Origin of the sequence: Pseudoalteromonas sp. SCSIO_11900 (assembly GCF_000576475.1) — a bacterium.
Classification (GTDB): domain Bacteria; phylum Pseudomonadota; class Gammaproteobacteria; order Enterobacterales; family Alteromonadaceae; genus Pseudoalteromonas; species Pseudoalteromonas tetraodonis.
Genome location: NZ_KK070025.1, coordinates 265,832 through 278,030, shown reverse-complemented (window position 1 = coordinate 278,030; position 12,199 = coordinate 265,832). Strand labels below are relative to the sequence as shown.

At 40.8% G+C, this 12,199-nt stretch carries 9 protein-coding genes; 8 read left to right on the top strand and 1 reads right to left on the bottom strand.

The genetic code is table 11. The annotated features are described in order from the left end of the window. The first annotated feature begins 148 nt into the window (after positions 1-148). The 6 genes from BG00_RS15475 (at position 149) to BG00_RS15455 (ending at position 7,693) form a co-directional block, all read left to right on the top strand. Complete coding sequence (locus BG00_RS15475) at positions 149-796, top strand: LacI family DNA-binding transcriptional regulator (RefSeq protein WP_253861419.1); 648 nt, start codon at positions 149-151, stop codon at positions 794-796. Next, positions 763-1,125 (top strand): type 1 periplasmic-binding domain-containing protein, encoded by a 363-nt coding sequence (locus tag BG00_RS18305; protein WP_248532542.1) that lies wholly within the window; start codon positions 763-765, stop codon positions 1,123-1,125. Before BG00_RS15475 ends, BG00_RS18305 begins: the two co-directional genes overlap by 34 nt. Beyond that, entirely contained in the window at positions 1,125-2,363 is a 1,239-nt protein-coding gene (locus BG00_RS15470; RefSeq protein WP_036983790.1) for a glycosyltransferase, read from the top strand. The genes BG00_RS18305 and BG00_RS15470 overlap by 1 nt, the downstream gene beginning before the upstream one ends. A 106-nt stretch (positions 2,364-2,469) precedes the next feature. Further along, positions 2,470-3,696 carry a threonine/serine exporter family protein gene (locus BG00_RS15465; RefSeq protein WP_028834183.1) on the top strand — a complete coding sequence of 409 codons (1,227 nt, stop codon included), beginning with the start codon at positions 2,470-2,472 and terminating at the stop codon, positions 3,694-3,696. A gap of 128 nt (positions 3,697-3,824) precedes the next feature. Continuing rightward, entirely contained in the window at positions 3,825-5,873 is a 2,049-nt protein-coding gene (locus BG00_RS15460) for a S9 family peptidase (RefSeq protein WP_036983789.1), read from the top strand. Between the two features lie 152 nt (positions 5,874-6,025). Then, positions 6,026-7,693, top strand: coding sequence for an RluA family pseudouridine synthase (locus tag BG00_RS15455; RefSeq protein ID WP_036984064.1), 1,668 nt, complete (start codon positions 6,026-6,028; stop codon positions 7,691-7,693). A gap of 737 nt (positions 7,694-8,430) precedes the next feature. On the opposite strand, the gene exaC is transcribed toward BG00_RS15455, so the two are convergent. Then, positions 8,431-9,951: an acetaldehyde dehydrogenase ExaC gene (gene exaC, locus BG00_RS15450; RefSeq protein ID WP_036983788.1), complete on the bottom strand. Its 1,521-nt coding sequence runs from the start codon at positions 9,949-9,951 to the stop codon at positions 8,431-8,433. A gap of 195 nt (positions 9,952-10,146) precedes the next feature. Between exaC and BG00_RS15445 the strand changes: the two genes are divergently transcribed. Together BG00_RS15445 and BG00_RS15440 are read left to right on the top strand one after the other, a co-directional pair. Beyond that, positions 10,147-11,040: an AraC family transcriptional regulator gene (locus tag BG00_RS15445; protein ID WP_036983787.1), complete on the top strand. Its 894-nt coding sequence runs from the start codon at positions 10,147-10,149 to the stop codon at positions 11,038-11,040. Positions 11,041-11,121: 81 nt separating this feature from the next. After that, positions 11,122-12,153 carry a LacI family DNA-binding transcriptional regulator gene (locus BG00_RS15440; RefSeq protein ID WP_016900594.1) on the top strand — a complete coding sequence of 344 codons (1,032 nt, stop codon included), beginning with the start codon at positions 11,122-11,124 and terminating at the stop codon, positions 12,151-12,153. Positions 12,154-12,199: the final 46 nt, after the last annotated feature.

The window sequence follows — 12,199 nt, the reverse complement described above, 5'->3', positions numbered from 1 at the left end:
TATTTTTAAGATTATAAAAGGTATATAATCACGTTTTGACCTGTTCATAAAGTATTAAGCTTTAAATTGCAGAGTTAAAAGATGACTTAAATAGATTAAATACGCTACACTACGCAGCTATTTGTTTACTACTTCGCGCATAAATACCATGCCTAACAAAGCTAAATCGGTCACTATTTTTGATGTTGCCCACCTTCCGGGAGTGTCTAAATCGACCGTATCGCTGGTACTAACGCAAAGTAATAAGGTTGCTGACAAAAGCAAACAAAAAGTGCTACAAGCCATTGACGAGCTGGGTTATGTGTATAATCGTGATGCAGCGGCTATGCGCTCTGGGCGTTCAAACTTAGTGGCTGTTGTAATTGATGATTCAACAAACCCGTTAATGGCCGAACTGGCTGCCCACTTAGAGCTGCAATTAAATAGCGCGCATTTTCAAACCGTTATTGTGAGTAGTAATAACTCTGTTGAGCGCCAAACTCATACAATAAACAATCTAAAAGAATATAACGTAGCCGCTTTTATAGTATGCCCAGTGGCAAACACCTGCGCCCAATGGCTCGATAAACTAGCGAGCCATTACAATGTTATAACACTTATGCATGAAGTACCTTACAGTGCAGCGCCCTGTGTATTACCCAACTACAGCAAAGTGGGCCATTTAGTCACGTCAGCGCTTTTAACTAATACGCTTAACACACTTATTTTTATAGGTGATAACAGCCAAACGTCAAAAGCGCAGGCTGCAGGTTTTATAAGCGCATGCGAGCAAAAAAAGTTACTGAGTACGATGTAATAACAAATGCTGAAAGTTCAGTATTACAAGCAAAACAGCTTTTTAATGAGGCTTTAGTAAATCAGCCGTATATAAGTGCTGTTTTTTGCGCAAACGATATAGTTGCCCATGGCGTATTAGCAGCGGCTCCGCATTTGTTAAATAGCATAGTTAGCTGCCAGCATGTGCCTGTGCATACAGGCTTAGGTTACACCTTTACTTGCGCCAATATAAACACCCAAGAACTAGCTAAGCGCAGTATTTTAGTGCTGCAAGAGCAACTACAAAACAACACTACGCCAGTAAAAACACTGGTAAATGTAAACCTACAAATTAGAGAAACACCGTAATGAAAAAAGTGCTGGTAATTGGCTACGTATGGCCAGAGCCCAATTCGTCTGCTGCGGGTACGCACATGATGTCGTTATTAACCGCGTTTAAAGCGCAAGATTGGCAAGTAGAATTTGCTACCCCAGCACAGCGCACCGAACACATGGTAAATTTAGATGAGTACGGCATAAGCAGTCAAAGCATTGCCCTTAACTGCGATAGTTTTGATGAGTACGTTAAAGCCTACAACCCAGATATTGTTATGTTCGACCGTTTTATGATGGAAGAGCAATTTGGCTGGCGCGTAGATAAGCATTGCCCAAATGCAATGAAAATTTTAGACACCGAAGATTTACAATGCCTGCGCAATGCCCGCCATGAAGCCCATAAAGGCGAGCGAGAATTTACCACCAGCGATTTACATTCAGACATAGCAAAACGCGAAATAGCCGCTATTTTACGCTGTGACTTAAGCTTAATTATCTCAAGCTATGAGATGGAACTACTCAATGAAGTGTTTAAAGTTGAGCCTAGTGTGTTACATCATTTACCATTTATGGTTGATTTAAGCGCCTTACCTGAGCAAACTAAACCGTTTGAACAACGCCAACACTTTATGACCATTGGCAACTTCAGGCATGCCCCAAACTGGGATGCGGTACTGTATTTACAAAAAATTTGGCCGCTTATCCGCAAACAACTACCGCAGGCAGAGCTGCACATTTATGGCTCTTACCCGCCACCTAAAGCCACCGCACTCAATAACCCTAAAACCGGTTTTTTAATTAAAGGCTGGGCAGATGATGCCTATGAAGTAATGCAAAGCGCGCGCATTTGTTTAGCCCCGCTTCGTTTTGGTGCTGGCATAAAAGGCAAACTTTTAGAGGCCATGATCATGCAAACCCCAAGCGTCACCACGCCAATAGGTAGCGAAGGTATGCATAACCATTTACCATGGCCTGGTGCTATCACTCAAAATGCAGAAGAATTTGCAAACGCTGCTGTCTCAATTTATACCAATCAAGCTGAGTTTATAGCTGCACAAAAAGCTGGTAATGAGTTACTTCATACACTTTATGATAAAGCGCAGTTGAGCGACAATTTAATCGAAAAAATTCAATTAGTAAGCCAAAATTTATCGGCCCATAGAATGAAAAATTTCACCGGTCAAATGCTAAAACATCACACCATGCGCAGCACACAATACATGTCGCAATGGATAGCAGAAAAAAATAAAAAAACGGTGAGAAATGACTAGACAGACGGCGATTTGTGTTTAAAATCGCCGCAAATAAACTTGGGCAATTTTAGCATTATTGCCTATATTTTTAGCTTAGTTATTTAATAGTTGGTTCAAAACAAATTTGAAAACCGCAACGTTTACAGAAAAACGCAAATTTATCGTTAAATTGGGCAAAATGCTTCATAAGTACGGTACACCGGCATATCGCCTAGAAGCTCATTTAATGGAAGTGGCGACTTACCTCGGTCTCAAATCATCGTTTGTCATGTCGCCAACATCGGTTACCTTTGTTATTTGGACTGATGGTCACGAAGATGAATACACCCATGTTGCCCGTGTAGACCCTGGCGATCATGACTTAGGCTCACTTGCAGATACCGATGATCTCGTTAATAAAATGCTTAATGATGAATTAACGTTGCAAGAAGTTGATCAGCAACTTGATATCATTTTTGATGCCCCAAACCCTTACAATAGAGTGATTACAGGTATTGCCTTTGCTACCTCTGGCGGCGCATTTGCAATGCTTATGGGTACCAGTTGGAATGACGTGCTGTGGTCTGGTTTATTAACCTTTGTTGTTTATTTATTTGTGCTGTGGTCGGCACGTTCCAAGCGCGTTGCCCACATGTTAGAACCCTTAGTGGCCATTGTTTCAGCGGTACTGGCGTGTGCCATTAGCGTTCATTTAGATGCGCATATTAATATTCGTTTAATTGTTCTGTCGGCCATTATTGTGTTTATTCCAGGCCTAGCACTGGCACTTGGTTTAGCTGAACTCGCAGCGCGGCATTTAGTATCTGGCACAGCACGCGTTATGGACTCGTTTATGTTGCTGTTTAAACTTTATTTTGGTGCATTTATTGGTATTGCTATTGGCTTTGCTATTTTTGGCCAAGCTGATTTTGTACAGCCAGAGCCACTGCCTAAATGGACAGCTTGGTTAGCTATATTTTTACTATGTAGCAGCTTAATTGTGATATTTAGAACTAAGTTTAAACATGCTGCTTGGTCTATTGCTTCAGGATTTATAGCCTACGGCACCAGTATAGGCTCCGCCATGTATTTAGATTACACGCTGGGTACCTTTGTTGGCGCATTTTCTGTCGGTGTATTTAGTAACTTATTTAATCGCGTTGCAAATGCCCCAGCTTCTATTGTTGCTATGCAAGGCTTAATTGTACTGGTCCCCGGCAGTAAAACTTATATTGGCTTAAACTCGCTTATTGAAGGCCAAGACTTTGTTTATGCTGAACATATTGGGCAGCAAACGTTTTTAATATTTATGTCGCTTGTAGCGGGGCTCATATTTGCAAACGTGGCGCTTCCTCCTAAAAAGAGTCTATAAATGTATGCGCGGTATTGCACAAGAATCACTTCACTTAACGTCCTCTTTTGAGGATTAATCGCATTTTTTAGTATATTGGTTACACATTGTTATAATGAGATAAATCTTATAAAGCAAAGGAAATAACAATGCTAAAAACTAGCTTAGCGCTGGCAATTGGGCTTTCAAGCTCAGTTGCATTTGCGCAATCGGCCATCACTGTTGAAGACATTCCAAAAATTAAATCTGTGATCCAAACCAGTGTTAGCCCAGATGGCGACAACGTTGCGTTTACACGATCGTTACCGCGTACATTATATGTTGATGAGAACGGCAGTAATTACAGTGAACTTTATGTTGTGGATGATAAAGGCGTTGAACGTCCTTTCATTACCGGCTCGGTTAATATTAAAAGCATAGAATGGTCAAACGACAGTAAAACAATTTACTTTTTAGCGAAATTAAAAGACGATAAGTTTACCTCGCTTTACCAAATACCTGTTGATGGCGGCCAAGCACAACCTGTTCTTGCTTTAAAAGACACATCAATTTCAAGCTACAAATTAAGCCCAGACAACAAACAGGTGGCTATTTTAGCAATGCCTGCAGCAGACAAGTCAGAAAAAGAACTTAAAAAACTTGGCTTTAAAGCTGAAGTATATGAAATGGGCTTAAAGAACAAGCAGCTTTTTATTGTTGACTTAGCAAAATCGGATAAGCCACTTACCCCCACCGCACTCAACGTTGATAATTACGTGAGTGATGTTAACTGGGCTGCTAATGGCGAAAAACTACTGGTTAAAACTCAACCTACCGCATTGATTGATGATAAATACACAAAATCTATGTGGCATTTGTTTGATATTGCTAGCAATAAAGTCACCTTATCGTTTAAAACTGAAGGCAAGCTAGGTGATGCAGAGCTGTCGCATGATGGTAAATACATTGCTATTTTAGGTGCAGAAGATAAGCATGACCCTGCAACAGGCCGCTTATTTATTGCTGACACTAAAACCGCTGAAATCACTGAATGGTTACCTGACTTTATGGGTCATGTTGTTGATTTTGAATGGTCGCATAAGCGTAATACACTTAACTTTATTGCCAATGTAGGCACGCAAAGTTTTGTAGCGAGCATTAAAACGGGCTCTAATAAATACAAAAAATTAGTCAAAGAAGGTAAATTTATTGCCTCACAATTGAGTGTTTCAGATTCAGATAAAACACTCGCACTTCGTGGTAATACCGCAAAACACCCTAACGAAGTGTTTATTGTGCGCAGCAATAAAGCAACACGTTTAACCGATTCAAATAGCTGGTTAAATGATAAACACTTTGCCAAGCAAGAAACCATTACGCTTAAAGCACGCGACGGCGTTGAGCTTGATGGTGTGCTCGTTTACCCATTAAATTATGAAAAAGGCACACGCTACCCACTTATTATGTCGGTACACGGTGGCCCTGAAAGCCATGATAAAGACGGCTGGGTCACTAACTACTCACGCCCAGGTCAAATGGGTGCAGCACGTGGCTATGCGGTGTTTTATCCTAACTACCGAGGCTCTACAGGAAAAGGCGTAGATTACTCAAAATTAGGCCAAAACGATTATGCAGGTAAAGAATTTGACGATTTAGTTGACTTTAAAAATCACCTTGTTGATATGGGTTTAGTAGACACTAAACGTGTTGGTATTACTGGGGGATCTTACGGTGGTTATGCATCAGCATGGGGCGCAACAAAACTAACCAAACACTTTGCTGCCAGTGTTATGTTTGTGGGTGTCACCAACCAACTGTCTAAATTTGGTACTACTGATATTTCTAACGAAATGAACCTAGTTCATGCGCGTTCATACCCATGGGATAAATGGCAGTGGTACTTAGAGCGCAGCCCTATTTACTGGGCAGGCCAATCTGAAACACCTCTGCTTATTATGCATGGTAAAGACGACCCTCGCGTTCACCCTGCACAATCTATGGAGCTTTACCGCTACATGAAAGTGCAAGGTAAAGATGTACGTCTTGTTTATTACCCAGGTGAAGGTCATGGTAACCGTAAAGTGGCAGCGCAATACGACTACAGCTTGCGTTTAATGCGCTGGATGGACAACTATTTAATGGAAGGCAAAAAAGAGATGCCTGCGTTTGAAATTGACCATGCTGCTAAGTTAAAAGAAGTTAAAGACGCAAATAAATAAGCACTTATAAACGCTGTTTAATTTTAAAAGGCCAACATAAAAATGTTGGCCTTTTTTATAGGTCTAAATTGGCGCGCACGCATCCTTAGTGACATAGCACAGCTTATGTTAAACTCTCGGCAATTATTTTGTTAACTGCTAATTTTACTGCCATGTCAAACCCTGCTAGCTGCTTTATCGTTTTTGATGAAAACGTCGATTCCCTTACTCTGCCTGAGCAGTTTACATTTCCATTTTATTATAAACCGCACCCTTTGGCCGTTGCCGCTGCACAGCAATTACAACAGCAATTAAAAAAGCTAGATAAGGCTATTTTAGATACGGATGATATTGATGCGGGTAAAATGTTTGGTGTGCTAGTCGTTCAAAATCAGGCGCAACAACTGGGATTTATTAGCGCCTATTCAGGGCAAATAGCGGGCATAGATGAGCAACTGAATTTTGCACCTAATGTGGCACTTAAACACATAGACGATGCTGTATTTAGTCAGCAAAGCCAAATCATTAACGCCATTAATGCGCAAATTACGGCATTAGAAAATAGTGAAGATTATCAAGCCATTGAGCAGCAATTAGCCACAACACGTAAAAATTATGAACAGCAACTTGTAGCCAAACAACAAGCCATGCAAGTGACCCGCAAACAGCGAAAAGAGCAACGCCAAACTGGCCAAGAGCAACTCAATGCCGATGACTTTGAACAACTTAAAACAACCTTAGCTGGGCAAAGTATTGTTGAGAAAAAACAACTGCAGGCATTAAAGCAAGACTGGCAAACGCAAATTAAAGCGCTTGAGCAAACCCAAGCAGCTATGCTGGGTGAAATTAACGGATTAAAAAAGCGCCGCAAAACACTCTCAAAAAACCTACAAAAGAAATTATTTGCTCAATACCAATTTTTAAATGCACACGGTGAAGTGACCGATCTGAATGCCATTTTTGCCAAACTTCCTGAGCACACTCCACCTTCGGGAGCGGGGGATTGCGCCGCCCCTAAATTATTACAATATGCATACAAGCACCATTTAAAACCAGTGGCTATGGCCGAATTTTGGTGGGGTGCACCACCTAAATCAGCAATTAGGCATCACTTACATTATTACCCATCGTGTTATAGCAAATGCCAACCCATTTTAGGTCATATGCTAAAAGGCTTAAATGTTGAAGAAAACCCATTACTAACAAATCCAGCAAAAGGGAAAGACTTAACTATTGTTTATCAAGACGATGATTTACTGGTAATAAACAAACCCGCTGAATTTTTATCGGTGCCAGGGATTAATATTGATGACTCAGTGTACATGCGTATTAAAACTCAGTTCCCCGCGGCTTCTGGCCCACTTATTGTGCATCGATTAGATATGTCGACCTCAGGGCTGTTAATTATTGCGCTTAATAAGCGCGCGCATAAAGCGCTGCAAAAACAGTTTATTGAACGCACAATTGAAAAGCGTTACGTTGCTTTAGTGGCGGGCAATATCACTGAGAATAGCGGAGTGATTGATTTACCCCTTGTGCTCGACTTTGATGATAAACCACGCCAAATGGTGTGTTATAAAACCGGTAAACCGTCGTTAACAACATGGCATGTACTGGAGCGCAAAAACAACACCACCCGACTGCAGCTATACCCTAAAACAGGGCGCACACATCAGTTACGGGTGCATTGCGCTCATCAATTAGGTTTAAATACCCCGATAGTTGGCGATACTCATTATGGTGAAGAGGCAGAGCGCTTACATTTACATGCCGAGTATTTAGCCTTCACCCACCCTATTTCTCATCAACGTTTAGAATTTGAAGTAGCCGCTGATTTTTAAATCAGCGATACTAAAACTCCCCTCTGTTTTAAAAAGCCTTGCCATTTTTTATATTGCAAAGTCGGTAACCTTTACCGTTGCAATATAGAAAAATTTACCTGCACTATGCAAAGCTTCTAATTACAAATAATAAATAGTCATATATTTCAATGCATTAAAATCTGGCATTGGCTTTGCTTTTATAAAAACAAGTATTTATTACAGTCCACTTTATTTGATTAAAAGCGCCATTAAGTGCTTTTAATGACACACAGTAAATGGGTAACTAACCGTTTACTGCGTACAACAGAACTTCCTACACTCCCTGTGTACTTTATTGGTTATAGGCTAACGCTTATAACCATTTTTTTTTGCCTTTATTATTTGATTACTTATTTGTACCTCTAAAAGCGCAGCGTCTCTTTACCCTCTTTGTGCATAATTCACTAAATTTTTTTGAACTGAGAGAAGTGAATGAGCGGGCTTCGAGTGAGGAGCAGCGAGCTTGTGAAAACAACATGACACCTAGTCATAACAGCCCTTAACTATAACCTTTAACCTATTCTTTCAGCGCGCGCTTCTTTGCGCTCTTTATGCATAATTCACTAAGATTTTTTGCCTCACGAATAAGCCATTTCTTTATTGTTATAATTAGCCACTAATTTAATGCAATGGGTATTGGGTTTTAAAAACAAAGCGCTACAAAAATGTAGCGCTTTCATTACTTATAGGTTGTTTGTTTAAACTAAAACGCGTTATTAAAAAAAGCCAAGCGGATCTTCGCTGTAACTTACTAGCAAGTTTTTAGTTTGTTGGTAGTGATCAAGCGCGAGTTTGTGAGTTTCGCGGCCTATACCAGACTTTTTATAACCGCCAAACGCTGCATGTGCTGGGTACATATGGTAACAATTAGTCCATACGCGGCCTGCTTCTATTTTGCGACCAAAGTGATAAGCACGATTCATATTACGGCTCCATACCCCTGCGCCTAAACCAAATTCTGAGCTGTTAGCCAGTTCAAGTGCTTCGGCTTCGTCTTTAAAGGTCGACATTGAAATAACGGGGCCAAAAATTTCTTCTTGGAACACGCGCATATCATTACGCCCTTTTAATAGTGTAGGTTGAATGTAATACCCGCCGTTTAGCTCGTCGCTTAATTGCTCAACATGGCCGCCAGTTAATACTTCAGCACCTTCTTCTTTACCAATTTCAATGTAGCTTAAAATTTTATCAAACTGGGCTTTAGAGGCTTGTGCGCCTACCATGGTTTCGCTATCAAGCGGGTTGCCACGTTTAATTTGTTTAGTACGTTTTAAAATACGTTCTATAAATTGCTCATAAATATCTTCTTGAATGAACAAGCGTGATGGACAAGTACATACTTCACCTTGGTTAAAGTAGGCAAGAATGGCACCTTCAATTGCTTTATCTAGGTATGAGTCGTCTTTTTCCATAACATCGCTAAAGAAGATATTAGGTGATTTCCCCCCAAGCTCTACCGTTGAAGGAATAATATTTTCAGCTGCACATTTTAAAATATGTGAGCCCACAGGAGTTGAGCCTGTAAAAGCAATTTTAGCAATGCGCGTACTGGTTGCCAGTGCTTCACCTGCTTCTTTACCAAAGCCGTTTACCACATTTAAAACACCTCCTGGCAGTAAATCGCCAATAATTTCCATTAACACCAAGATTGAGGCAGGTGTTTGCTCGGCGGGTTTTAATATTACACAGTTACCCGCTGCAAGTGCAGGCGCTAATTTCCATGCGGCCATTAATAATGGAAAGTTCCACGGAATAATTTGTCCTACAACGCCTAGTGGCTCATGAAAATGATACGCCACCGTGGTTTCGTCTATTTCGCCAATGCTGCCCTCTTGAGCACGCAGGCAGCCTGCAAAGTAACGAAAGTGATCGGCGGCTAGTGGAATATCAGCGGCAAGGGTTTCGCGAATCGCTTTGCCGTTATCCCATGTTTCGGCCACAGCAAGTAACTCTAAGTTTTGTTCAATTCGGTCGGCAATTTTTAATAGTATATTGCTGCGCTCGGCGACTGAGGTGGTGCCCCACTGCGTTTTTACTTCATGGGCTTTGTCGAGTGCAAGGTTTATGTCGTCTTTATCTGAGCGCGGTACTTTACAAAATACCTTGCCATTTACTGGGCTTATATTATCAAAGTACTGGCCGTTGACTGGGGCAACCCACTCGCCGCCAATGTAATTACCATACTGCTGTTTAAATGTGACGAGTGCGTCTGCTGAACCTGGGTTTGCGTAAATCATATGTGTGTTCTCTTGTTGTTGTTAGCTAAAAGTCTAAGCCGAAATTTGTTAGAGTAATGTAGCAACTTGCTTTATATTTAATCGGTATTGATTGACATTAGACCAATAAGCGCTTAAAAACTTGCTTAGCTGTCCAAAAAAGTTGTCTGTGAGTCCACATTAAAAACGCTCTATAACGATTAAAAAAGGCTGAACATGCACACATCTCAGTTAAATAAAAAACGCCAACAACTTGATGTACTGATTGAAAACAAAGTGACCTTTGCTGCCGATAACTCTGAGCTAAGTATTTACGATACCTATAAAAGTGCGCAAAAAGTGGCGTTGCACTCAAACGAATTACTGTTTTGTGCCATGCTCAGTGGTAAAAAAATAATGCATGTTGAAAGCAGTCAATACCACAAAGCGTTTTTACCACATGAATCGTTTGTATTAGCACCTGAGCAAGGCGTACTAATTGATTTTCCGCATGCATCCTTAAACGCACCCACCACCTGTTTAGCCATTGAAATAAGCACAGATAAAATAACCAATGTGGCTAATGCGCTTAATATGCAGCAAAGTTTTGCAAACGATGCCTTGTTTGAATACTACCCTAATTTAGTGCATACCCAACATAATACTCAAACGCAGCAGTTATTAGAGCGCATGGTGCATTTATTTAGTGAGCAAGGCGCCGAGCGACACTACTTAATTGATTTATCGTTAAACGAATTGATCACCCGTTTATTACAACAACAGAGCCGTGATTTATTGCTGGCAAACTGTGATAAGCTGCGCCTAAAAAGTAACGTGAGTGATGCACTGCATTATATTGAAGAGCATTTAAGCGAAAACCTCGACATAAACACCCTTTGCAAAATAACCTGTATGAGTCGTAGTAAGTTTTACCAGCAATTTAAACTTGCTTTTGGTACTAGCCCTGCACTTTGGCAGCAACAACTTAGGCTTAAAAAAGCCCGCACGCTTTTATTAGAAGGCCACGCTATAAGCAAGGTGTGCTACGATCTGGGTTTTAATAGCGCCAGTCATTTTAGTCGTTTATTTAAGCAAACTTTTGGTATTGCACCAAAAGCGTGTCGCCACTAACCTAACACAACAGTTTTTGTTATATTAAACAGCCTAATATGCTAGATTGTTTGCAATGTTGTAAGTAGTAATGAGTCACCGATGAGTAAACCCACCCGCTGGACATTAAAGAGTATTGCCAAAGAATTAGGTGTGTCTAATGCTACGGTATCAAATGCATTTAATCGCCCGGATCAACTCTCTGCTAAACGCCGCGAAGCCATACTTAAAGCGTGCAAAGAGCTGGGGTATTATGGCCCTAATAAAGCGGCGCAATCTTTGCGAAGTGGCACGTTTAATATTGTTGCATTAGTCCTTCCTGATAGCGTGGAATACATGGTATCAGACCCTGTTGCGAGCAGCTTTATGCGGGGAGTAACCTCGGTACTTGAAAAAAATAATATTAATGTTTTATTGTTTTCAGGCAACAGTGACAACCTCAACAGCGTTGTTGATTTTGTCGATGGTTTTATTTGTTATGGTCGCCCGCGCAATAAAGCACTAGTAGAGCAACTAAAAACAGTCTCTAAACATGTGGTGACGGTTGATTTTGACATTGCCCGTAACGCCTCAATTAATGTTAATAACGAGCAAGCCAGTTATGAAATAGCCAAACATGTTTTGCATAATCAAGATGATAAAGTAGCTATATTAGGTTTAAGATTACTTGATGAAAATGTATTGTGCCGGGTATACGAACATCACGAATTTGAAACTGGCCAATCTATTTCGCATCAACGTTTGCGTGGCTATCAACGCGCCTTAAGTGAGGCCAATATAACGGTTGCCGACGACCGCATTTGGAATATTCCTGAAAGCAGTGAGCGCTTTGCAAATATTGCCGCAAAAGAGGTATTAACAGCCTCCCCTCGCCCTAACGTGATTATATGCATGAGCGATTTAATTGCCCTTGCCACCATGCGAGAAGCCATAAAACAAGGGATAAAAATAGGCAGTGAGCTGCGTATTGTGGGGTTTGATGGCATAGAAGAAGCCGCTCGTTTTGTACCTCGCCTCACTACAATTCATCAAAATAGCCAAGAAAAAGGCGTTATGGCTGCTAACTTATTTATTTCTAAAGAAGAAAAACAATATGAAGTAGGTTACGCACTCGATATTGGTGCAAGTAGCTAAGCACTGTGAATAAAGCAAATAAAAAAGCCAAGCAGAAACTGCTTGG